Source organism: Streptomyces sp. NPDC111507 (genome assembly GCF_055638955.1).
This window is the reverse complement of record NZ_JBVKBU010000009.1, coordinates 260021-282665: the sequence shown is the minus strand read 5'-3', so window position 1 is coordinate 282665 and position 22645 is coordinate 260021. Positions and strand designations below refer to the sequence as shown.

Annotated in this window: 19 protein-coding genes and 1 tRNA gene; 11 read left to right on the top strand and 9 right to left on the bottom strand. The window is 68.5% G+C overall.

Going from position 1 to position 22645, the window contains the following annotated elements; genetic code table 11:
• Positions 1–108: 108 nt before the first annotated feature.
• From rsmG to rpmH, 6 genes are all read right to left on the bottom strand, one after another.
• Positions 109–825: a 16S rRNA (guanine(527)-N(7))-methyltransferase RsmG gene (rsmG, locus tag ACZ7M2_RS32590; protein WP_097285442.1), complete on the bottom strand. Its 717-nt coding sequence runs from the start codon at positions 823–825 to the stop codon at positions 109–111.
• Between the two features lie 147 nt (positions 826–972).
• Positions 973–1482: a Jag family protein gene (locus tag ACZ7M2_RS32585; protein ID WP_471598350.1), complete on the bottom strand. Its 510-nt coding sequence runs from the start codon at positions 1480–1482 to the stop codon at positions 973–975.
• A gap of 15 nt (positions 1483–1497) precedes the next feature.
• Entirely contained in the window at positions 1498–2790 is a 1293-nt protein-coding gene (gene yidC, locus ACZ7M2_RS32580; protein WP_471598349.1) for a membrane protein insertase YidC, read from the bottom strand.
• Between the two features lie 3 nt (positions 2791–2793).
• The gene (yidD, locus tag ACZ7M2_RS32575) at positions 2794–3159 is read right to left on the bottom strand and encodes a membrane protein insertion efficiency factor YidD (protein ID WP_054236429.1); all 366 of its coding nucleotides are present in this window, start codon (positions 3157–3159) and stop codon (positions 2794–2796) included.
• Positions 3156–3527: a ribonuclease P protein component gene (gene rnpA / locus ACZ7M2_RS32570; RefSeq protein ID WP_075031495.1), complete on the bottom strand. Its 372-nt coding sequence runs from the start codon at positions 3525–3527 to the stop codon at positions 3156–3158. Before rnpA ends, yidD begins: the two co-directional genes overlap by 4 nt.
• Before the next feature lie 20 nt (positions 3528–3547).
• Positions 3548–3685, bottom strand: a complete 138-nt coding sequence (gene rpmH, locus ACZ7M2_RS32565; RefSeq protein WP_006381191.1) for a 50S ribosomal protein L34 — start codon at positions 3683–3685, stop codon at positions 3548–3550.
• Positions 3686–4083: 398 nt separating this feature from the next.
• Between rpmH and dnaA the strand changes: the two genes are divergently transcribed.
• The 9 genes from dnaA (at position 4084) to ACZ7M2_RS32520 (ending at position 17269) form a co-directional block, all read left to right on the top strand.
• Positions 4084–6165 carry a chromosomal replication initiator protein DnaA gene (dnaA, locus tag ACZ7M2_RS32560; protein WP_352051884.1) on the top strand — a complete coding sequence of 694 codons (2082 nt, stop codon included), beginning with the start codon at positions 4084–4086 and terminating at the stop codon, positions 6163–6165.
• 1099 nt (positions 6166–7264) lie between these two features.
• Positions 7265–8395 carry a DNA polymerase III subunit beta gene (gene dnaN, locus ACZ7M2_RS32555; RefSeq protein WP_165259156.1) on the top strand — a complete coding sequence of 377 codons (1131 nt, stop codon included), beginning with the start codon at positions 7265–7267 and terminating at the stop codon, positions 8393–8395.
• Positions 8396–8565: 170 nt separating this feature from the next.
• On the top strand, positions 8566–9441 hold the full coding sequence (gnd, locus tag ACZ7M2_RS32550; RefSeq protein WP_352051883.1) for a phosphogluconate dehydrogenase (NAD(+)-dependent, decarboxylating): 876 nt from the start codon (positions 8566–8568) through the stop codon (positions 9439–9441).
• A 63-nt stretch (positions 9442–9504) separates the two neighbouring features.
• On the top strand, positions 9505–10626 hold the full coding sequence (gene recF, locus ACZ7M2_RS32545) for a DNA replication/repair protein RecF (protein ID WP_471598348.1): 1122 nt from the start codon (positions 9505–9507) through the stop codon (positions 10624–10626).
• A complete protein-coding gene (locus ACZ7M2_RS32540) occupies positions 10623–11210 on the top strand; it encodes a DciA family protein (protein WP_471598347.1) in 588 nt (195 codons plus the stop codon). The genes recF and ACZ7M2_RS32540 overlap by 4 nt, the downstream gene beginning before the upstream one ends.
• Before the next feature lie 365 nt (positions 11211–11575).
• Positions 11576–13636 carry a DNA topoisomerase (ATP-hydrolyzing) subunit B gene (gene gyrB, locus ACZ7M2_RS32535; RefSeq protein WP_352051880.1) on the top strand — a complete coding sequence of 687 codons (2061 nt, stop codon included), beginning with the start codon at positions 11576–11578 and terminating at the stop codon, positions 13634–13636.
• 42 nt (positions 13637–13678) lie between these two features.
• The gene (gene gyrA, locus ACZ7M2_RS32530) at positions 13679–16273 is read left to right on the top strand and encodes a DNA gyrase subunit A (RefSeq protein WP_471598346.1); all 2595 of its coding nucleotides are present in this window, start codon (positions 13679–13681) and stop codon (positions 16271–16273) included.
• 18 nt (positions 16274–16291) lie between these two features.
• Positions 16292–17083 carry a DUF3566 domain-containing protein gene (locus ACZ7M2_RS32525; protein WP_352051878.1) on the top strand — a complete coding sequence of 264 codons (792 nt, stop codon included), beginning with the start codon at positions 16292–16294 and terminating at the stop codon, positions 17081–17083.
• A gap of 112 nt (positions 17084–17195) precedes the next feature.
• Positions 17196–17269, top strand: a tRNA-Ile gene (locus tag ACZ7M2_RS32520).
• A gap of 465 nt (positions 17270–17734) precedes the next feature.
• Here ACZ7M2_RS32520 and ACZ7M2_RS32515 read toward each other — a convergent pair.
• On the bottom strand, positions 17735–18088 hold the full coding sequence (locus ACZ7M2_RS32515; RefSeq protein WP_352051877.1) for a DUF6344 domain-containing protein: 354 nt from the start codon (positions 18086–18088) through the stop codon (positions 17735–17737).
• Between the two features lie 348 nt (positions 18089–18436).
• On the opposite strand from ACZ7M2_RS32515, the gene ACZ7M2_RS32510 reads away from it, so the two are divergent.
• Both ACZ7M2_RS32510 and ACZ7M2_RS32505 read left to right on the top strand, forming a co-directional pair.
• A complete protein-coding gene (locus ACZ7M2_RS32510; protein WP_003999697.1) occupies positions 18437–18565 on the top strand; it encodes a DLW-39 family protein in 129 nt (42 codons plus the stop codon).
• A 289-nt stretch (positions 18566–18854) separates the two neighbouring features.
• Positions 18855–20150, top strand: coding sequence for a hypothetical protein (locus tag ACZ7M2_RS32505; RefSeq protein WP_471598345.1), 1296 nt, complete (start codon positions 18855–18857; stop codon positions 20148–20150).
• Positions 20151–20188: 38 nt separating this feature from the next.
• On the opposite strand, the gene ACZ7M2_RS32500 is transcribed toward ACZ7M2_RS32505, so the two are convergent.
• On the bottom strand, positions 20189–21793 hold the full coding sequence (locus ACZ7M2_RS32500; RefSeq protein ID WP_471598344.1) for a serine/threonine-protein kinase: 1605 nt from the start codon (positions 21791–21793) through the stop codon (positions 20189–20191).
• 132 nt (positions 21794–21925) lie between these two features.
• Positions 21926–22474 carry a DNA-binding protein gene (locus ACZ7M2_RS32495; protein WP_067376635.1) on the bottom strand — a complete coding sequence of 183 codons (549 nt, stop codon included), beginning with the start codon at positions 22472–22474 and terminating at the stop codon, positions 21926–21928.
• Positions 22475–22645: the final 171 nt, after the last annotated feature.

The window sequence follows — 22645 nt, the reverse complement described above, 5'->3', positions numbered from 1 at the left end:
GCTTGTGTGGAGTACGGCTCGTCGTCAGGACGGATCAGCCAGAGTGATAAAAAACTCCCGGCTCCGCCCTGCGGAACCGGGAGTCCACGATCCATTTCACGCTCAGGATCAGCGCCGTCGGCGCGTCCGCCCCGTCCGGGCCGCCTTCGCCCTCTTCGCGGCGAAGCGCACGCCACCCGGGCTCTCCCCGACCTCGACCCTCACTACAGTCGACAGCGGGTCCACGATGCCTTCACCGACGTGCAGGATCGACGTCTCCACGGCGCCGAGCTTGCTGAGGGCCGTCGCGGCGCTCTTCAGCTCCTCTTCAGCGGTGTCGCCCTTGAGAGCCAGCATCTCGCCGTACGGACGGAGAAGGGGGATGCCCCATGCCGCCAGCCGGTCCAGTGGAGCGACAGCCCTGGCCGTCACCACGTGGACGGCCGGCAGCTTTCCCATGACCTCCTCGGCCCGGCCACGCACGACGGTGACATGGTCGAGGCCGAGGAGCTCGACGACCTCGGTGAGGAAGTTGGTCCGCCGCAGCAGCGGTTCCAGCAGAGTGATCTTGATGTCGTCCCGGACCAGTGCCAGCGGAATGCCGGGCAGCCCGGCGCCGGAGCCGACGTCGCACACGGTCACGCCTTCGGGCACGACCTCGGAGAGCACCGCGCAGTTCAGCAGGTGCCGTTCCCACAGCCGGGGCACCTCGCGGGGGCCGATCAGCCCCCGCTGCACTCCCGCCTCGGCCAGCAGCTCCGCGTACCGGACCGCGTCCGCGAAGCGATCTCCGAATACTTCGCGCGCCTGCTCGGGCGCAGGGGGAAGCTCCGCTGCCTCCGTCACGGGGACCGTCCTTCCGTACCGCATAAGCGCGCTGAGCGCTGACCACCAGGGCTATCAGGGATTACCAGGAACTACGAGGGACTATCAGGCTGACAAAGTTCGGCCCCGCCTGCTCAACAGACGGGGCCGAAGAAACCTTCGTACCGATCAGGCGGGAAGCACGACGACGAAGCGCTGCGGCTCCTCGCCCTCGGACTCACTGCGCAGACCCGCGGCCTTGACCGCGTCGTGGACGACCTTGCGCTCGAAGGGCGTCATCGGCTTCATCTTCACCGGCTCGCCTGAGCTCTTCACCTCGGCCGCGGCCTTGGCGCCCAGCTCGGAGAGCTCCTCGCGCTTCTTGGCGCGGTAGCCCGCGATGTCCAGCATCAGCCGGCTGCGGTCCCCGGTCTCCCGGTGAACGGCCAGGCGCGTGAGCTCCTGGAGGGCCTCGAGCACCTCGCCGTCGCGACCGACCAGCTTCTGCAGTTCACGGCTGCTGGCGTCGCTGATGATCGAGACAGCGGCGCGGTCGGCCTCGACATCCATGTCGATGTCGCCGTCGAGATCGGCGATGTCCAGCAGACCCTCGAGGTAGTCCGCCGCGATCTCGCCTTCCTGCTCAAGGCGGGTCAGGGTGTCGCCCTCAGCGGCGGCGGAGGTGGTGCCTTCCGTCACGGGATGGACTCCTTCTTACTTCTTGGACGGGGACTTGGGCCGCTGCGGACCCTTGCGCTGTCCGGACTGGGCTTTGCTGCGAGTACCAGTGCCAGGCTTGTTGCCGCCACCTGCCGGCTTGGCGGCGGGCTTGGCGTCCTGCGGCTCGTCGGACTTGGTCAGCGAGGTCTTCGGCTCGGGCTCACCCGCCGCCTTCGCCCCGCCGGCCGCCGTACCCGACTGACGCTGGGACTTGGACTGGCGCTTCGGCTGCTGACGCTTGGGAGCGCCACCAATGGTGGTCGTGGTGCCGTCCTCGGCCTCGACAGTCGCCTCGGCCTGACCCTTCACCACAGTGCCGTCAGCCTGGGCCACCAGGCCCACCTTGGTCAGGCTGTTGACGAACTTGCGCTCGAACTCGTTACGGTCGCGGCCCTTGGCGACGATCGCCTTGACGATGGCCTTCTCGCCACGGCTGCGCGTCTTCTCGTGGTGCGTGACGTGCTTCTGCAGGCGCTCGAGGTACGCGGCCTGAGCCTTGGAACCCGGGGTCGGGTTGTTGCGGATGACGTACATCTGCTGGCCCATGGTCCACACGTTGGTGGTCAGCCAGTAGACGAGGACACCGACCGGGAAGTTGATGCCGAAGACGGCGAACATGACCGGGAAGACGTACATCAGCATCTTCTGCTGCTGCATGAAGGGCGTCTTCACCGTGGTGTCGACGTTCTTCGTCATCAGCTGGCGCTGTGTGTAGAACTGCGACGCCGACATCATCACGATCATGATCGCGGTGACGACCCGGACATCGGTCAGCGAGGCACCGAGGGCCTCGACCTTGGACTGTCCGTCCGTGAACTTCGCGGCCAACGGAGCGCCGAAGATGTGCGCCTTACGAGCGCTGGCCAGCAGCGATTCGTTGATGACGCCGATCGTCGAGCCGGTCGCGATGCCGTTGAGCACGTGGTACAGAGCAAAGAAGAACGGCGACTGCGCCAGGATGGGAAGGCACGAGGAGAGCGGGTTGGTACCCGACTCCTTGTACAGCTTCATCATCTCTTCGGACTGGCGCTGCTTGTCGTTCTTGTAGCGCTCCTGGATCTTCTTCATCTCGGGCTGCAGTGTCTGCATGGCCCGAGTCGCCTTGATCTGCTTCACGAAGAGCGGGATCAGGCAGATACGGATCAGGATCACCAGGGACACGATGGACAGGCCCCAGGCCCAGCCCGTATCGGGACCGAAGATCTTCCCGTACACAGAGTGGAACTGGACGATGACCCAGGAAACGGGTGTCGTGATGAAGCTGAAAAGACTGGCAATCGTGTCCACTAATCAGGCTCCTTGAGCATGGGACGGGGTCTCGGCGGCCGGGCTCGAGGGATGGTCGGACATTCCATGACCCTCAATGGCCGGTTCGGCGGCGGAGTTCCCGCCCTTGCGTGCGCGCCAGGCGTTACGCAGCATTTCGTGCCACCGCGGACGCTTGCGCGGCGGAACATGGTCCACGCCGCCCAGCGACCACGGATTGCACCGGAGGATGCGCCAGGCGGTGAGTGCCGTTCCCTTGATCGCACCGTGCCGGTCGATGGCTTGGTAGCCGTAGTGGGAGCACGACGGGTAGTACTTGCACACCGGCCCGAGCAGCGGGCTGATCGTCCACTGGTACAGCTTGATAAGAGCCAGCAGCGGGTACTTCATCGCGCGCCCCCTCCCAGTAGCCGCTGAAGGGCGGCATCCAGGTCTCGGGCCAGCTGTTCATGGTCGGCGTCGCCCGCACCGGGCAGCGCTCGTACGACTACCAGGCTACCGGGGGGCAACTGGGCGACTCGGTCACGCATCAAATGGCGAAGTCTGCGCTTCACCTTGTTGCGGACAACCGCTCCACCCACGGCCTTGCTCACGACGAAACCCGCACGCGTCGGGGGAGCGCTCTCCCCAGGCGCGTGCGGGTCCGTTGCACCGCTACGTAGATGGACGACGAGGAGCGGGCGTCCGGCCCGGCGTCCTCGGCGTACCGCGGTCGCGAAGTCCTCGCGCCGCCTCAGCCGATGCTCGGTAGGCAGCACGACATCATGACCTGTTGTTATCAGGCGGACAGGCTGGCGCGACCCTTGCCACGGCGGTTCGCGAGAATCGCGCGGCCGGCACGGGTGCGCATCCGCAGGCGGAAGCCGTGGGTCTTGGCGCGACGACGGTTGTTCGGCTGGAAGGTGCGCTTGCTCACTCGGGGGCTCCAGAAAGAATCGGTGGTGGCGGGGTGCCGCCTTGGCTGTCACCGTGCGCCCACGAGGTAGCTCGCATTACGCCCGAGTGCACCGCTTCCCGATCACTCTTCGCGATCTGTGCCCATCGGAGGCAGGCGGCAGCAGCCATCGACAACTCGACCTGGTTACGGTACGCGCGGCTACGCCATCCGGTCAAACCAGCTCCTGGCGGGAGACACTATCCACAGGCTGGGGACAACAACTTGAACCGCAGCGGTCGCCCTGACTACCGTGGCTGAACTCCGATTCGTTCCCTTCCCACCGCCCCAGCGGATTTGTTCCCACCGCACCACCCGACTGACTTCCCAACCTGTTCCCAGAACCACACGTTCGTGGGACCCGTGAGAGAGCGTGCCCTGTGGCTGACGTACCTGCCGATCTTGCCGCAGTGTGGCCACGAGTACTGGAACAGCTCCTCGGTGAGGGCCGCGGTCAGGGTGTGGAGGCGAAGGACGAGCACTGGATCAAGCGCTGCCAGCCGCTGGCACTGGTCGCGGACACCGCGCTGCTCGCGGTTCCGAACGAATTCGCGAAGGGCGTCCTCGAAGGACGTCTCGCGCCGATCGTCAGTGACACGCTGAGCCGCGAGTGCGGCCGGCCGATCCGCATCGCGATCACCGTCGACGACTCGGCCGGGGAACCCCAGTCTCCGACGCCGCCCGCCCCCCAGGCCCGCTACGACGAGCCCGAGCTCCCCTCGGGCTCCGGCCAGGGCCGTGACGCGTACGACGGTCAGGGCGGCGACGAGCGGAACCCGTACGGCGGCCAGGGTGGCGAGGACCGCAACAGCTACGGCGGCCAGGGGCGTGACGAGCGCCACGCTTACGACTCCCAGGGCCGCGAAGACCGGGGCGGCTACGACTCCCCGGGCCGTGACGAGCGCAACCCCTATGACGCACAGCGCCGCGACGGGTACGAGGGGTACGGCCGCCACCGCGCCGACGACCACCGGGGTGACCACCGCGGCGGTCGCTCCGACCAGCTTCCGGGCGCCCCCGGCGACCAGCTGCCGCCTGGCCGCTCCGACCAGTCCCGCGCGGACCACCTGCCGACCGCCCGCCCCGCCTACCCGGACTACCAGCGCCCCGAGCCCGGTGCCTGGCCGCGGCACACCCAGGACGACTACGGCTGGCAGCAGCAGCGTCTCGGCTTCCCCGACCGCGACCCGTACGCCTCGCCCTCGCAGGACTACCGGCCGCAGTCGATGGAGCGCCCGCCCTACGAGCAGCAGCGCCAGGACTACGACCAGCCGCGCTCCGAGTACGAGCGCCCCGACCGCCGCGACCTCCAGGAGCCGTCCTCGGGCGGTGCGCCGTCGCACCGCGGCGGCCCCTCGCTGCCGTCCTCCAGCGGCGCTCCCGGCCCGCTGGGCGCGAAGCCCGCGCCGGCGTCCGGTCCGGGCGAGCCCACCGCGCGCCTCAACCCGAAGTACCTCTTCGACACGTTCGTCATCGGCGCCTCGAACCGCTTCGCGCACGCGGCCGCGGTCGCCGTCGCCGAGGCGCCGGCGAAGGCGTACAACCCACTCTTCATCTATGGGGAGTCGGGTCTCGGCAAGACGCACCTGCTGCACGCGATCGGGCACTACGCGCGCAGCCTCTATCCGGGCACGCGGGTGCGGTACGTGAGCTCCGAGGAGTTCACCAACGAGTTCATCAACTCCATCCGCGACGGCAAGGGCGACAGCTTCCGCAAGCGGTACCGCGAGATGGACATCCTGTTGGTCGACGACATCCAGTTCCTGGCGGACAAGGAGTCGACGCAGGAGGAGTTCTTCCACACCTTCAACACGCTCCACAACGCGAACAAGCAGATCGTGCTCTCCAGCGACCGGCCGCCCAAGCAGCTGGTGACCCTGGAGGACCGGCTGCGGAACCGTTTCGAGTGGGGTCTGATCACGGACGTCCAGCCGCCGGAGCTGGAGACCCGTATCGCCATCCTTCGCAAGAAGGCGGTGCAGGAGCAGCTCAACGCTCCGCCGGAGGTGCTCGAGTTCATCGCGTCCCGGATCTCGCGCAACATCCGTGAGCTGGAGGGCGCGCTGATCCGGGTGACGGCGTTCGCGTCGCTCAACCGGCAGCCGGTGGATCTCGGGCTCACGGAGATCGTCCTGAAGGACCTGATCCCGGGCGGCGAGGACTCCGCCCCGGAGATCACCGCGACCGCGATCATGGCGGCCACCGCGGACTACTTCGGCCTCACGGTGGACGACCTGTGCGGGTCCTCACGCAGTCGCGTCCTGGTGACCGCGCGGCAGATCGCCATGTACCTGTGCCGCGAGCTCACCGATCTCTCGCTACCGAAGATCGGCGCGCAGTTCGGCGGCCGCGACCACACCACCGTCATGCACGCCGACCGCAAGATCCGCGCGCTGATGGCCGAGCGCCGCTCCATCTACAACCAGGTCACCGAGCTCACCAACCGCATCAAGAACGGCTGACAGGCGCGGCGGTACGCCGCCGAGGGCGCCCCGGGACACGGTCCCGAGGGCGCCTTTCGCTGTTCCCGGCGCGCGGCACCAGCCCGCGCTTCCAGCCCGCAGTTCCGGCCCGCGGCTCTCGTACGCGCGCCGCGCGGGATTCCGGCAGCCGTCCCAGAGCCTCCGACACCCGGCTCCGAGAGGACCGCGGAAGGTGCTGGACCTCGATCCGCGGGGCCCGCAAGGGGGCTGAGACCTGGTCCCAAGGGGGCTTCGAGGGCTTCTGGGGCCCGCTCCGAGGCGGTCGGCCCTCGTTTCACCGCTACCGGAACGACATCAACTGTTCGAATACGAGCCGGGTTACGGCCACTCTCCACAGATTCGGTGACTTTCTGGCGTCCACACCCTGGGGACCGCGAAGTTGTCCCGATCGTGTCCACAGGGGCCGCTGTTGAAAGGTCATCAGACCAGGTCATCCCCCTGTGGATTCGTGGACGAAGACTCTCCACAGACTGTGGACGAAGAAAAGATCCACAGGGTGTGCACGAAGTTGTCCACCGACGACCCACAGGCTGGAGCCGGTTGTCCCCAGCCATCCCCAGCTTCTCCACACCCCTGTCCACTGTTCGGCAACGTGACGCGCCCGATCACCGTGTCGAGTGAAAGGCGTCACATCAAGGTGCCGGATTGGCCTGTGGGGAACGCGGGTAAAGCTGGGGACGGATCTGGGGAGAAGTGGCCCGAGGCTGTGCATCGAGTGTGCAGAACTTTTCGTCATCCACAGAGACCCCCGGTTGTCCACCGCCTTCGCCCACAGGGTCAGTGGACAAAAAATCCCAGCTGACCTGCGAAAACGCGGTTATCCACGGTTTCCACAGCCCCTACTACTAAGACCAACTAGATAGAGGCTGGGAATCGTTTCGAAGACGGGGCTGTGCACAACTCGCTCTCGGAGGCTCTGGTGCCGCTCGGCACGACTTGCCCCCGAGAGGCACCGACTGTCAGTGCGGTGCGTCAGACTGGTCCCCGGTGTCCTTCCCGCCACACGGCTGAACGACACCGAGTCAGACGACGAAGGCCAGCAGGGCGAGAGCGCCGGCAACAGACGGAGGCGGCAACGGTGAAGATCCGGGTGGAACGCGACGTACTCGCGGAGGCAGTGGCCTGGGCGGCACGCAGCCTCCCGGCCCGTCCGCCGGCGCCTGTGCTCGCCGGCCTCCTTCTGAAGGCCGAGGAGGGCGCACTGAGCCTCTCCAGCTTCGACTACGAGGTCTCGGCACGCGTCTCCGTGGACGCGGAGATCGACGAGGAGGGCACGGTCCTCGTCTCCGGTCGTCTGCTCGCGGACATCTGCCGCGCTCTCCCCAACCGGCCGGTGGAGATTTCCACAGACGGTGTACGGGCGACCGTGGTCTGCGGATCCTCGCGATTCACACTCCACACCCTGCCTGTGGAGGAGTACCCCGCGCTGCCGCAGATGCCGTCGGCGACCGGCACCGTCCCCGGTGAGGTCTTCGCCTCGGCGGCCGCCCAGGTGGCCATCGCGGCGGGCCGTGACGACACGCTGCCGGTGCTCACCGGTGTGCGTATCGAGATCGAGGGCGACACGGTCACGCTGGCCTCCACCGACCGCTATCGCTTCGCGGTCCGCGAGTTCCTGTGGAAGCCGGAGAACCCCGAGGCGTCCGCGGTGGCCCTGGTGCCCGCCAAGACGCTCCTGGACACCGCCAAGGCCCTCACGAGCGGCGACAGCGTGATCCTGGCGCTGTCCGGCTCGGGCGCCGGCGAGGGCCTCATCGGCTTCGAGGGGGCGGGCCGACGCACGACCACCCGCCTGCTGGAGGGCGACCTGCCGAAGTACCGCTCGCTGTTCCCGACGGAGTTCAACTCCATCGCGGTGATCGAGACCGCCCCCTTCGTGGAGGCCGTCAAGCGTGTGGCCCTGGTCGCCGAGCGCAACACCCCGGTGCGTCTGAGCTTCGAGCAGGGCGTGCTGATCCTGGAGGCGGGCTCCAGCGACGACGCACAGGCTGTGGAAAGGGTCGACGCGCAGTTGGAGGGCGACGACGTCTCGATCGCCTTCAACCCGACGTTCCTGCTCGACGGCCTCAGCGCCATCGACTCGCCGGTGGCGCAGCTCTCCTTCACGACGTCCACGAAGCCCGCGCTGCTGAGCGGCAAGCCCGCGGTGGACGCCGAGGCGGACGAGGCCTACAAGTACCTGATCATGCCGGTGCGTCTGAGCGGCTGAGTGAGGTGAGCTCGCCGGACGGTCGCTCCGACCGGTCCGGCGGGCGCATCCGCAGGTGGGGCGAACACCTGAGCGGCTATGCCCACAGGTGTGCGTGAGCGTCCGGGTTTAGGCTCAGACACAGGTACGAAAGTGCCCTCACGCCACGTCGAAAACCTAAGGAACAACTGATGGAGCTCGGTCTCGTCGGCCTCGGCAAGATGGGCGGCAACATGCGCGAGCGGATCCGCCGCGCAGGCCACACCGTCATCGGATACGACCGCAACCCGGACCTCGCCGATGTCCACAGCCTGGAAGAGCTTGTGGGCAAGCTCAAGGGTCCGCGTGTGGTGTGGGTGATGGTCCCGGCCGGTGCCGCCACGCAGTCCACCGTCGACCAGCTCGGCGAGCTCCTGGAGCCCGGCGACGTCGTCGTGGACGGCGGCAACTCCCGCTGGACGGACGACGAGAAGCACGCGGAGGAACTGGCGGCCAAGGGCATCGGTTTCGTCGACTGCGGCGTCTCCGGCGGCGTCTGGGGCCTGGAGAACGGCTATGCGCTGATGTACGGCGGGGACGCCGAGAACATCGCCAAGGTGCAGCCGGTCTTCGAGGCGCTCAAGCCGGAGGGCGACTTCGGCGCGGTGCACGCCGGCAAGGTCGGCGCGGGCCACTTCTCCAAGATGGTCCACAACGGCATCGAGTACGCCATGATGCAGGCCTACGCCGAGGGCTGGGAGCTCCTGGAGAAGGTCCACTCCGTCACCGACGTGCGCGAGGTCTTCCGCTCCTGGCAGGAGGGCACGGTCATCCGTTCCTGGCTGCTGGACCTGGCGGTGAACGCCCTGGACGAGGACGAGCACCTGGAGAAGCTGCGCGGCTACGCACAGGACTCCGGCGAGGGCCGCTGGACGGTGGAAGCCGCCATCGACCACGCGGTGCCGCTGCCCGCGATCACCGCGTCGCTGTTCGCGCGGTTCGCCTCGCGGCAGGAGGACTCGCCGCAGATGAAGATGGTCGCGGCGCTGCGCAACCAGTTCGGCGGCCACGCGGTCGAGACGAAGTAATCCACAGATCCACAGGCCGTGCGGCGGTGGATCCACAACCCTGGGGGAGGTCGGCGAACGACCATGCACGTCACGCATCTGTCGCTGGCCGACTTCCGCTCGTACGCCCGGGTCGAGGTCCCGCTCGACCCGGGCGTCACCGCGTTCGTGGGCCCCAACGGACAGGGCAAGACGAATCTGGTCGAGGCGGTCGGCTATCTCGCGACCCTCGGCAGCCACCGCGTCTCCTCCGACGGGCCGCTGGTGCGCATGGGCGCCGACCGGGCGATCATCCGGGCCAATGTCCGCCAGGGCGAGCGCCAGCAGCTCGTCGAGCTCGAACTGAATCCCGGCCGGGCCAACCGTGCCCGCATCAACAGGTCCTCGCAGGTCAGACCCCGTGATGTGCTCGGCATCGTGCGGACCGTGCTGTTCGCGCCCGAGGATCTCGCGCTGATCAAGGGCGACCCCGGTGAGCGGCGCCGCTTCCTGGACGAGCTGATCACCGCCCGCTCCCCGCGGATGGCGGGCGTCCGCTCCGACTACGAGCGGGTCCTCAAGCAGCGCAACACCCTCCTGAAGTCGGCCGCGCTGGCCCGCCGTCACGGCGGCCGCACCATGGACCTCTCCACGCTCGACGTGTGGGACCAGCACCTCGCGCGCGTGGGCGCCGAGCTGCTGGCTCAGCGGCTCGACCTGGTCGCCGCGATCCAGCCGCTGGCCGACAAGGCGTACGAGCAGCTGGCCCCCGGTGGCGGACCCGTCGCCCTGGAGTACAAGCCGTCCGCGCCCGGTGAGGCGCACACCCGCGAGGACCTGTACGAGCAGGTGATGGCGGCGCTCGCCGAGGTCCGCAAGCAGGAGATCGAGCGGGGCGTGACCCTCGTAGGACCCCATCGGGACGATGTGGTTCTCAAACTCGGTCAGCTGCCCGCCAAGGGATACGCCTCCCACGGCGAGTCCTGGTCGTACGCGCTGGCGCTGCGCCTGGCCTCGTACGACCTCCTGCGGGCCGAGGGCAATGAACCGGTGCTGGTTCTCGACGACGTCTTCGCAGAGCTGGACAGCCGCAGAAGAGAACGCCTCGCCGAACTCGTCGCTCCCGGCGAGCAGGTCCTGGTGACGGCCGCGGTCGACGACGACGTACCGGACGTACTGACGGGGACGCGGTACGCCGTCTCCGAGGGCACGGTGGAGCGGGTATGACGGAGAACACACCCGGCGGTTCGGCCGCCTCCGAGGGAGCTCCGGAGAAGGGCCCGGAAGCGGCCTCCAAGAAGACCCCCGAGCACTCCGGTGTCGACCTCGCGCGCGTGGCGTTGCGCGCCGCGAAGGAGCAGGCACGCGCGCGGGGGGACGCGGCGCAGCAGAAGAAGCAGGCGCGGCGCGGCGGTCTGCGCTCCGGCGCGCGCGCCGACGGGCGTGATCCGATGGCGCTCGGCGCCGCGATCAACCGGCTGCTCACCGAGCGCGGCTGGGAGACCCCGGCCGCGGTGGGCGGTGTGATGGGCCGCTGGCCGCAGATCGTCGGCGAGGACCTGGCCAAGCACTGCGTCCCGCTGAAGTACGACGACGACCCTGCCGAGCGGGTGCTCACCGTGCAGTGCGACTCGACCGCGTGGGCCACCCAGTTGCGGCTGCTCGCCCCGCAGGTGGTCGCGCGGCTGAACCAGGACCTCGGGCACGGCACGGTGCGACTGATCAAGGTGCAGGGCCCCAATGGTCCCGCGCGCCGCTTCGGCCCCTTGCGCGCCCCTGGAAGCACGGGTCCCGGCGACACCTACGGGTGACACAGGCCACATCGACCGGCCGCCGCGCGGGAGTGCACGCGGTTGCGAACACCGACCTGACTCCGCGGTAGCCAAGGGTTGACACCCGGAAGCGCTGAGTGCCGCTGTAAGCCTCTTTGAGCCCGGGTGCACATATGGGGAGTCGGGAGAGACCGGTTCAGGGCGGCACATGCGGACTCAGGTACCGGCAAACCCCCATCACTGTCGGCGCTACCGGTAGACTGGAAGCTAATCCCGCCCCGCTTGCGGGGACCGTCCGGGAAAAGCTGAGCAACGCTGATCAAGGCTTACCAACGCAACGTGCCGCAGCCGCTCCGGCAACCCGCCGACGAGCTTGGCTTGTGCTGTGCCAGAAAGGGCGCTTCGTGGCCGATTCCGGCAACCCCAACGAGAACACCCCGTCCACCGACGCCGGCGACAACGCCGAGGCCACGACCTCGAACGGCGAGGTCACAGCCTCGTACGACGCCAGCGCCATCACCGTCCTCGAGGGTCTGGACGCGGTTCGCAAGCGACCCGGTATGTACATCGGCTCGACCGGTGAGCGCGGACTGCACCACCTCGTGTACGAGGTCGTCGACAACTCCGTCGACGAGGCGCTGGCCGGCCACGCGGACACGATCGACATCACGATCCTCGCCGACGGCGGCGTGCGTGTCGTGGACAACGGCCGCGGTATCCCCGTGGGCATCGTTCCCTCCGAAGGGAAGCCGGCCCTCGAGGTCGTGCTGACGGTCCTGCACGCGGGCGGTAAGTTCGGCGGCGGCGGCTATGCGGTCTCCGGTGGTCTGCACGGCGTCGGCGTCTCCGTCGTGAACGCCCTGTCGAGCAAGGTCTCCGTCGAGGTCAAGACCGACGGACGGCGCTGGACGCAGGACTACAAGATGGGCGTCCCGACCGCGCCTCTCGCCGAGCACGAGGCCATCGACGAGACCGGCACCTCGGTCACGTTCTGGGCCGACAGCGACATCTTCGAGACGACCGAGTACTCCTTCGAGACGCTCTCGCGGCGCTTCCAGGAGATGGCGTTCCTCAACAAGGGTTTGACGATCAAACTCACTGATGAGCGCGAGTCGGCGAAGGCCACGGCCGGTGCGGACGAGGCGGGTGCGGACGAGAAGGCCGAGGTCAAGACCGTCACGTACCACTACGAGGGCGGCATCGTCGACTTCGTGAAGTACCTCAACTCCCGCAAGGGAGACGTGGTGCACCCCACCGTCATCGATCTCGAGGCCGAGGACAAGGACAAGAGCCTGTCCCTCGAGGTCGCGATGCAGTGGAACAGCGGCTACAGCGAGGGCGTGTACTCCTTCGCCAACATCATCCACACCCACGAGGGCGGTACGCACGAGGAGGGCTTCCGTGCGGCGCTGACCTCGCTGATCAACAAGTACGCGCGCGACAAGAAGCTGCTGCGCGAGAAGGACGACAACCTCACCGGTGACGACATCCGCGAGGGTCTGACCGCGATCATCTCGGTCAAGCTGAGCGAGCCGCAGTTCGAGGGCCAGACGAAGACCAAGCTGGGCAACACGGAGGCGAAGACCTTCGTCCAGAAGGCCGTCTACGAGCACCTCAACGACTGGCTGGACCGCAACCCGAACGAGGCCGCGGACATCGTCCGCAAGTCCATCCAGGCGGCCACCGCGCGCGTGGCGGCCCGTAAGGCCCGCGACCTCACCCGCCGCAAGGGCCTCCTGGAGACGGCGTCCCTGCCGGGCAAGCTGTCCGACTGCCAGTCGAACGACCCCACCAAGTGCGAGATCTTCATCGTCGAGGGTGACTCCGCCGGTGGCTCGGCCAAGTCCGGCCGCAACCCGCAGTACCAGGCGATCCTCCCGATCCGAGGCAAGATCCTCAACGTCGAGAAGGCGCGGATCGACAAGATCCTGCAGAACCAGGAGATCCAGGCGCTGATCTCGGCCTTCGGTACCGGGGTCCACGAGGACTTCGACATCGAGAAGCTCCGCTATCACAAGATCATCCTGATGGCGGACGCCGACGTCGACGGCCAGCACATCAACACCCTGCTGCTGACCTTCCTGTTCCGCTTCATGCGGCCGCTGGTCGAGGCCGGGCACGTGTTCCTGTCGCGCCCCCCGCTGTACAAGATCAAGTGGGGCCGGGACGACTTCGAGTACGCCTACTCGGACCGTGAGCGCGACGCGCTGATCGAGCTGGGCAAGCAGGCCGGCAAGCGCATCCGCGACGACTCGGTCCAGCGCTTCAAGGGCCTCGGCGAGATGAACGCCGAGGAGCTGCGGATCACGACCATGGACCAGGAGCACCGGGTCCTCGGCCAGGTCACGCTCGACGACGCCGCCCAGGCCGACGACCTGTTCTCGGTCCTCATGGGCGAGGACGTCGAGGCCCGCCGCGCGTTCATCCAGCGCAATGCCAAGGACGTCCGCTTCCTCGACATCTGAGTCGGTCTCAGCTGACCGCAGCAGAAAGGATCTTCACCAGCAATGGCCGACGAGAACACTCCGAGCACGCCTGAAGAAGGCGGCGAGATCACCCTGCGCGTCGAGCCCGTCGGGCTCGAGACGGAGATGCAGCGCTCGTATCTCGACTACGCGATGTCCGTCATCGTGTCGCGTGCGCTGCCCGACGTCCGGGACGGCCTCAAGCCCGTCCACCGCCGCGTCCTGTACGCCATGTACGACGGCGGCTACCGGCCCGAGAAGGGCTTCTACAAGTGCGCCCGCGTCGTCGGCGACGTCATGGGCACCTACCACCCGCACGGCGACTCCTCGATCTACGACGCGCTGGTCCGCCTCGCGCAGCCGTGGTCGATGCGGATGCCGCTGGTGGACTCCAACGGCAACTTCGGCTCTCCGGGCAACGACCCCGCGGCCGCCATGCGCTACACCGAGTGCAAGATGGCGCCGCTGTCCATGGAGATGGTCCGTGACATCGACGAGGAGACCGTCGACTTCACGGACAACTACGACGGCCGCAACCAGGAGCCGACGGTTCTGCCGGCCCGGTTCCCGAACCTGCTGATCAACGGCTCGGCGGGCATCGCGGTCGGCATGGCCACCAACATCCCGCCGCACAACCTCCGTGAGGTCGCGGCCGGCGCCCAGTGGTACCTCGAGAACCCCGAGGCCAGCCACGAGGAGCTGCTCGACGCCCTGATCGAGCGCATCAAGGGTCCCGATTTCCCGACCGGCGCCCTTGTAGTGGGCCGCAAGGGCATCGAGGAGGCGTACCGCACGGGCCGTGGCTCCATCACGATGCGCGCGGTCGTCGAGGTCGAGGAGATCCAGAACCGCCAGTGCCTGGTGGTCACGGAGCTCCCCTACCAGACCAACCCCGACAACCTCGCGCAGAAGATCGCCGACCTGGTGAAGGACGGCAAGGTCGGCGGCATCGCGGACGTCCGCGACGAGACCTCGTCCCGTACGGGCCAGCGGCTGGTCATCGTCCTGAAGCGCGACGCGGTCGCCAAGGTCGTCCTGAACAACCTCTACAAGCACACCGATCTGCAGTCGAACTTCGGCGCCAACATGCTGGCGCTGGTGGACGGCGTTCCGCGCACGCTGTCGCTCGACGCGTTCATCCGCCACTGGGTGACGCACCAGATCGAGGTCATCGTCCGTCGTACGCGCTTCAGGCTGCGCAAGGCCGAGGAGCGCGCGCACATCCTGCGCGGCCTCCTGAAGGCTCTGGACGCCATCGACGAGGTCATCGCGCTGATCCGGCGCAGTGACACCGTCGAGATCGCGCGCGAGGGCCTGATGGGCCTCCTGGAGATCGACGAGATCCAGGCCAACGCCATCCTCGAGATGCAGCTGCGTCGACTGGCCGCCCTGGAGCGCCAGAAGATCATCCAGGAGCACGACGAGCTCCAGGCGAAGATCACCGAGTACAACGCGATCCTTGCCTCGCCGGAGCGCCAGCGTGCCATCATCAGCGAGGAACTCGCGGCGATCGTCGAGAAGTTCGGCGAGGACCGTCGCTCCAAGCTGGTGCCCTTCGACGGTGACATGTCCATCGAGGACCTGATCGCCGAAGAGGACATCGTCGTCACCATCACGCGTGGCGGCTACATCAAGCGGACCAAGACCGAGGACTACCGCTCGCAGAAGCGGGGCGGCAAGGGCGTACGCGGCGCGAAGCTGAAGCAGGACGACATCGTCGACCACTTCTTCGTGTCGACCACGCACCACTGGCTGCTGTTCTTCACCAACAAGGGCCGCGTCTACCGCGCGAAGGCGTATGAGCTCCCGGACGCCGGGCGTGACGCGCGTGGACAGCACGTCGCGAACCTGCTGGCCTTCCAGCCGGACGAGGCGATCGCCGAGATCCTCGCGATCCGTGACTACGAGGCGGTGCCTTATCTGGTGCTGGCCACCAAGGGCGGTCTCGTGAAGAAGACGCCTCTGAAGGATTACGATTCCCCGCGCTCCGGCGGTGTCATCGCGATCAATCTGCGCGAGACGGAGGACGGATCCGACGACGAACTGATCGGAGCCGAACTCGTATCGGCGGAGGATGATCTGCTGCTGATCAGTAAGAAGGCGCAGTCGATCAGGTTCACCGCGACGGACGACGCCCTGCGGCCCATGGGCCGTGCGACCTCGGGCGTCAAGGGGATGAGTTTCCGCGGGGGCGACGAGCTGCTCTCGATGAATGTTGTTCGACCCGGTACGTTCGTGTTCACTGCTACGGACGGCGGGTACGCGAAGCGGACCGCTGTTGACGAGTACCGCGTTCAGGGTCGTGGTGGCCTCGGTATCAAGGCCGCCAAGATCGTCGAGGACCGCGGGTCCCTCGTCGGCGCGCTGGTGGTCGAGGAGACGGACGAGATCCTCGCCATCACCCTGTCCGGCGGTGTGATTCGCACGCGAGTCAACGAGGTCAGGGAGACGGGCCGTGACACCATGGGTGTCCAACTGATCAACCTGGGCAAGCGCGATGCCGTGGTCGGCATCGCTCGTAACGCCGAGGCCGGTCGCGAGGCGGAGGAAGTCGACGGCGAGATCGCCGAGGACGAGACCGCCGAGGGCGTCGAGGCCGTCGGTACGGACGAGGGCGAGCAGTCCTCGCCCGAGTAGCGCGAGGAGTGAGTCATCGTGAGCGGAGCCACGGGCGCCGGATCGACCGGTACGGATACGGACGGCGGCCGTGGCTCCGCCACGGAGGCGACTGACTCCCATGACTCTCATGGATCCCAGGGGGGAACTGTGACGGACACCCGAGGCCCGCAGGCCCAGCAGTACGCGGCCGGAGCGGGCCCGGCGGCGGCCGGTCCGGCAAAGACCAAGGCCGCGCCCGGTGCGGCGCCCGCTTCGGCGCCCCCACCGGGGGCTCCTTCGGCCGGTTCGCCCGCTTCGGCGGCCCCTGCCGGGGCCGCACCCGAGGCTGGCTCCGCACTGCCGGGGGAGCGGCAGCCGCAGCAGCCCGCGCAGCCGTACCACCCGCCGCAGGCGTACCCGGCTCAGACGCCGTCCGGCGCCGTACGCCGGCCGCGGACCGGAGCGCGCACCGCGCCCCGTACCCGCAAGGCGCGGCTGCGGGTGGCCAAGACCGACCCCTGGTCGGTGATGAAGGTCAGTTTCCTGCTCTCCATCGCGCTCGGCATCTGCACGATCGTGGCGGCGGCGGTGCTGTGGATGGTTCTGGACGCGATGGGTGTCTTCTCGACGGTCGGCGGCACGATCTCCGAGGCGACGGGTTCGAACGAGTCGAACGGCTTCGACCTGCAGTCGTTCCTCTCCCTGCCGCACGTCCTGATGTTCACGTCGATCATCGCGGTCATCGACGTCGTGCTCGCCACGGCGCTCGCGACGCTCGGCTCGTTCATCTACAACCTCTCCGCGGGCTTCGTCGGCGGTATTGAACTGACCCTCGCCGAGGACGAGTAACAGCAGCTCGTCGGGCCCGGCCAGGAGGCCTGGGATACCGATTTTGGGACTGGCCGCGTCGTGCGCTAATCTTCAGAGGTCAGCGCGCGGGACACACACCGCAAAGCGCGGCGGGGCTATAGCTCAGTTGGTTAGAGCGCATCCCTGATAAGGATGAGGCCACAGGTTCAAATCCTGTTAGCCCCACTGACCAAAAACCCCCGGGTGATCACACCCGGGGGTTTTGGCGTATACGGCTGACATCAGTGTGGGCTGCGCGGAGTTCGGGGCGGCCGGTGGAGTTCGCCCGGTAGGTGAATCCGATCCCCGCAATGACAGGAGCCGGCGTCGACCCGCTCCAGGCGGGTGGTCTGCCCTGGGGCCAAGGACGGGTTCACGGCGAAGCGTGCCGGACCGTGAGCGTGCCGGGCTCGCCCAGCAGGCCCCGGTGTGGCCTGCCTGGTGGAGCCCGAACGTAGTCGGCCCGGCCAGGAGGCGATCCTGACGACTGTCGAGCGGCGCTGGTGTGCCGGACAGTGCGAAGTTCCGGACATGGCGAAGGCCCGGCAGCTCTTTCGAGGTGCCGGGCCTTCGGATCCGTGGGTGCGGTGTACGCAAGTTCGCCGCTACGTCGGGGGAGAGGGACTGGTGGATGAGGCGGAGCCGCGCCGCTCAGCGCTGCAGGCGGGTCTCGGGCTCGGTGTGGGCCTCAGGGGCGCAGAGCGACGCGAGGTCGGCCGGGTCGGCCTCGGTGGCCTCGGTCGGCGGACGGTGCCGGCAGCTCGGTGAGGAGCCGTGGGCCTCGGCGCGGATGCGTTGCTTCATCGTGGGGGGCAGGGCCCGGCTGTATGGACCGGACCAGGGAGAGATCGTCGGCACTGTCGCGGAGATCGTGCTGTTGCGCGTCGCTTCGGCCTGCGGTACGGCCGCGGCCGCGGTGGTCGTGATGAAACCGAGCGCCGTGCACAGCGCGACGAAGGCGGTGACGATGGCGGTCCACAGCTTCATGACCTTGTTCTGGGTCATGGCCCCTCACTTTCGGGTCAGGCGATTTGCGTACTTTCCTCATGATGTGTATGTGGGCCGCGAAGTGGTGGACCGACGCCCGTGGCGCGTCGATGTTCAGATCAACACCACTCGGATGGACGCAAGAGGCCAGAAAAGTGCACGAAAGGTACGAGAGGGCGCAGAAAGTCACTGTGTGCAAGGTGTGATCACCCTGCGATACGACCGCGGCCGGAGCGGCAGGATCCGCTCCTACTGCTCTCCGCCGGGCGGCAGTTGGGGGCCGATGCAGGTCACCGATCGATATCGGTCGGTGTGTATAGTCGGGCGCCAGAGGTCCCCTACGTCAACGAAAGACGAGGTCGCGCGGTGAAGAAGCTTCTCCTGGTCGCACTGGCCGCCATCGGCGGGCTCCTCGTGTACCGCCAGATCCAGGCGGATCGCGCCGAGCAGGATCTGTGGACGGAGGCGACTGACTCCGTGCCCACGGGTTCGTGAGAATCGACACCAGTCTCAGATCAGACCCCGGCCGCCCTCGCGGTCGGGGTTTTGTATTGCCCCGACTCGCCCCAAATTCGCTCCAGTGAACGAATCGATTGCGTAAGCGAAGGCATCGGCCTTTGGGCGAGTCGTTTCGGCCGCTTGTACGGATAGCGGGGATGGCTCCGTGACCGGCGGGGCAGGATGGGCCACGGTCCGGGGCGACGACGAGGGGTGGCGCGTGATGGGGCGGCGCGTGATGGGGCGACGCACGGCAGGGTGGCACGGCGGTCGGCCGCTCGCGATCGTGGCAACGGTCTTGTGCGCGACGGCGGCCCTGCCCGGGCGGGCCGCCGCGGCAGCCGAGACCGGTACTCCGAAGCCGTACGCCTTCGCCCAGGGCGCCACGACGGTCCAGGGCGCCACGGGCACCACGGACGCCGTACGGCTGGAGCCCGGTGGGACGTACCGCAGTTCCCTCGGCAAGGACGGCAAGCTCTACTACCGCCTGGAGCTCGACGCCACCTCCAACGCGTACATCGCCGCCACCGCCGTCCCCAGGCCGGGCGCCGAGGTCGCCTACTCCGACGGCGTCAAAGTCTCCGTACAGGACGGCAACAGTGGCAGTTGCTCCTCCTCCACGACCGCCCACTTCGGCGCCTCCCAGAGCCCCCACCCCATCGCCGCGTGGGCGTCGCGCGAGATCGGCCCCGGCAAGTACACCTGCCAGACGGCCGGAACGTACTACGTGGTCGTCGAGCGCACCGCGGCACCCGTCTCCTCGGCCTCCTCGCCCTCCTCCCCCGACGCCTGGGACCTCGAACTGAGCTATGTGTCGGAACCCCGCTTGAAGAAGGCGGGTTCGACCAGTGCCCCCGAGACCTGGAACTCCGCCTCGCCCGTACCCCTCCAGGGGGACGCACGGCCACGCCGGGGCGGCGCGGGGTTCACCACGGCCGGTGCCCTCGAACAGGGAGTCTGGAAGGACGGGATCAGCCCCGGGCAGACGCTCTTCTACAAGGTGCCGGTCGACTGGGGACAGCAGTTCTACGCCACCGCCGAACTCGGTAGTTCGAGCGGCGGCGAGGGATTCGTGGGCACGGCTCTCGTCCTGTCCCTCTACAACCCCGTGCGCGGACTCGTCACCGACGTGGGCGTGGGATACGACGGCAGCCAGCGGTCGGCCGCTCTGGATCCGCTGCCGCCCGTCGAGTACGACAACCGCTACGCCTTCAACGACCGGATCAGCGGCATGCGGTTCGCCGGTTCCTACTACCTCGTCGTACACCTCGCGGCGCAGGTCGCCGACAAGTTCGGCGACGGGCCGTTCGGACTGACCGTGCGCGTACGGGTGGACGGCGCCGCGCGGACCGGCCCGGCGTACGCGGGGCGCGCCGTACCGCAGGACGTGTTCGACTCCGCGACCGGTGACTCCGGGCCGGTCACGGGTGGGATGGCGCCTGCCGGAAGCGGCGGGAGCGACGACGGCACCACCATGAAGGTGGTCGCCGTGGGCGGAATCGGCACCGGGACCGTCCTGGTGCTGGCGCTCGGGGTGTGGACGGTCGCCGCACGACGGCGGGCGACGCCGCGCGGCTGGTAGGCCCCATCAAGGGGGACAGGGCCTACGGGCGCCGCAGCTCAGATCTGGGTCAGCGCCCAGAAGCCCACCGCGAAACAGGCCAGCGCGAGGAGCAGCACCGGGACGGCCACCTTCGCGGGCGGTCCGGGGCGGGGCTGCGCGTGATGACGCGTCGCGGCGCTCGGATCCGCGGGCCGCACCAGGGAGGGCGGCTGCACGGGCGTGTGGTCGAACGGCAGGGCATCGGTGGGGGTCGGCACCGGCAGCACGACCGAGGTGGGGGGAGTGGGGGGCTGATCGTGCTGCCACAAGGACGGGGGCCGTGGCTGCGGTGGCGGCAGGTGGAAGCTGCCGGTGTCCGACATCGTGGACGGCTGCGGGGGTGTGGCGTCGGGCGAGGGGTGCGGTGGTACGGAACCGGGAGCGGGCTGCGGGGGTGTGGCGTCGGGGGCGGGGCGCGGCGGTACGGCGCCGGGCGCGGGCTCGTGTCGTACGGAGCTGGGGGCGGCCTCGTGCAGTACGCCGCCCGAGTCGGACGCAGGCCATACGCCCCCGGAGGAACGATCCGCCCACGCGGCTCCGGAGACGGGCTCCCGGGACAGCGCCCCGGAAGCGTGACGCCACGGCCCCGAGTCGTGGGGGCCGGAACCGGTGCCGGCACCGGAGGCAGCGCCGGAAGCCGTGCCAGACGTGGTGCGGAAGCCGGTGGCGGAGTCGGGGCCGGTGTCGGAGGCAGAGGTGGACCATGAAGCCGCGTTCTCCGTGGTGCGTGGCGCGGTCGCCCTGAGCGGTCCTTCCGGGCCGAACCCCGGGGGAAGCGGACCGAGTTGGTCGAAGACCTCGACCAGCTCGTCGTCGGGGCCGGGCTCGGGCAGCAGCTCGGCGGCGGAGGCCAGCGCCTTGCGTGCCCCGGTCGCGGTGCGGAACCGTGCGCGCGGGTCCGGCTGCAGCAGCGTGGCCACGACCTGCCACAGCGGCTCGGGGATGCTCTGAGGAGCGGCTGGTGTGCCGTTCTCCGCGAAGTACTCGATCAGGGCCTTGGCATCGGGTCTGGCCCCTTCGAGCAGGTAGAGGGCGACCAGCCCGACGGCGAACAGATCGGCGGGGAAGTCCGGCTCGGCGCCCATCATCTGCTCGGGAGCGAAGTAACCGGGGGTTCCCACCACGTAGTTGGTCTCGGTCAGCCGTGGCTCACCCAGTCGCATCGCGATGCCGAAATCGGACAGCCGCAGCCGTGGACGGGTGGTACCGGTGGCTTCGAGCAGGATGTTGGCGGGCTTGATGTCGCGGTGTACGACGCCCTCCGCGTGGACCGCGGCGACTCCCGAGAGGAGCTGGTCGAGCAGGGTGCAGACGAACGACGGCGGCAGCGGGCCGTAGTCGTTGACCAGATGGACCAGGGAGCCCCCGGCCACCAGGTCCATGGTGAACAGGACCTTGTCGTCGTCGGCGGCCCAGCTGGCGGGCGCGAGCACATGGGGGTGATCGATCCGCAGCGCCTGCTCCCGCACGAAGCGCAGCAGCGCGTGTGCGTCGCTCTGCTGGAGCACCTTGGCGGCCACATAACGGCGCCGCCGCTGGTCCCAGGCGCGCCAGACCGCACCGACTCCCCCGTGGCCGATCGGATCGACCAGTTCGTAGCGTCCGGCGAAGACCTCACCCATGGTCGTGCGTCGCTCCCCTTCGGCGGTCGGTCCGGCGCAGGCCCCCCGTTGAGACGCCCGGCGGCCCGAGGTGCGGAGCCGGACGGCGTCCTGAGCCCCCGGCGCCGGGTGTGCGGCTGCCGGGCCGCCGGCTCAGCTCTGGTGCGACTGGTAGTGGGCTACCGCGTCGGAGGTGCGGCCGGCGCCGTACACCCGGAGGAACTCTGCCAGTTCCGGGTGGGTCGGGGCGAGGGTGTCGGCCGCGTCGATGATGTCCCCCGCGGCTGCCACGGAGCGCAGCAGCGACTGGATCTCGCGGACCACCCGCTTCACCGTGGGCGCACCTGAACTGCTCGTCGACTGCGTGGTGTTGCTGAGCACCGAGCCCCCTTGCGACTTCTTGATCTCGTCCATGCGCTCGGTCGCCTCGGCGGCGCTGACGCTGCCGTCCGCGACCTGCCCCGCCAGGTCCTGCAACAGCTGCACGCGCTGCACCACCGCGGGATTGCCGATCTTGGCACGCTGACCGCTCATCAACTGCGACAGCATGGGCGCGGAAAGTCCCAGCACCCCGGCAAGACGCGCCTGGTTGAGGCCCAGATCCTCGATGAGCCTACGGAAGAGCGCCCCCAACGGCTCTCCGTACCAGTTCCGCTGCAGCTCTTGAGCTCTTGCGGTTGCTTCCTGCTGTGCAGCGTCCATTGCGTCTCCCCATCGCTTCCCCAAATACGGCGGTTCGCTGTCGCGAACCACGTCGAGCATCTTACGGAGAGTGGTCGCCCACGGGGACCCCCAATCTTTTTGCGAGATCCCGGGGGTGACCCGGTACTCTGGTCTGCGGCGCCCTCCGGTACCCGATTCCACCGGCCGGAC

Bases quoted from the DNA above. Each gene is read 5' to 3' on its own strand.
- yidD (WP_054236429.1), bottom strand. From the start codon at position 3,159: ATGAAGTACCCGCTGCTGGCTCTTATCAAGCTGTACCAGTGGACGATC.
- gnd (WP_352051883.1), top strand. From the start codon at position 8,566: ATGGAGCTCGGTCTCGTCGGCCTCGGCAAGATGGGCGGCAACATGCGC.
- recF (WP_471598348.1), top strand. From the start codon at position 9,505: ATGCACGTCACGCATCTGTCGCTGGCCGACTTCCGCTCGTACGCCCGG.
- ACZ7M2_RS32540 (WP_471598347.1), top strand. From the start codon at position 10,623: ATGACGGAGAACACACCCGGCGGTTCGGCCGCCTCCGAGGGAGCTCCG.
- gyrA (WP_471598346.1), top strand. From the start codon at position 13,679: ATGGCCGACGAGAACACTCCGAGCACGCCTGAAGAAGGCGGCGAGATC.
- ACZ7M2_RS32515 (WP_352051877.1), bottom strand. From the start codon at position 18,088: ATGACCCAGAACAAGGTCATGAAGCTGTGGACCGCCATCGTCACCGCC.
- ACZ7M2_RS32500 (WP_471598344.1), bottom strand. From the start codon at position 21,793: ATGGGTGAGGTCTTCGCCGGACGCTACGAACTGGTCGATCCGATCGGC.
- ACZ7M2_RS32495 (WP_067376635.1), bottom strand. From the start codon at position 22,474: ATGGACGCTGCACAGCAGGAAGCAACCGCAAGAGCTCAAGAGCTGCAG.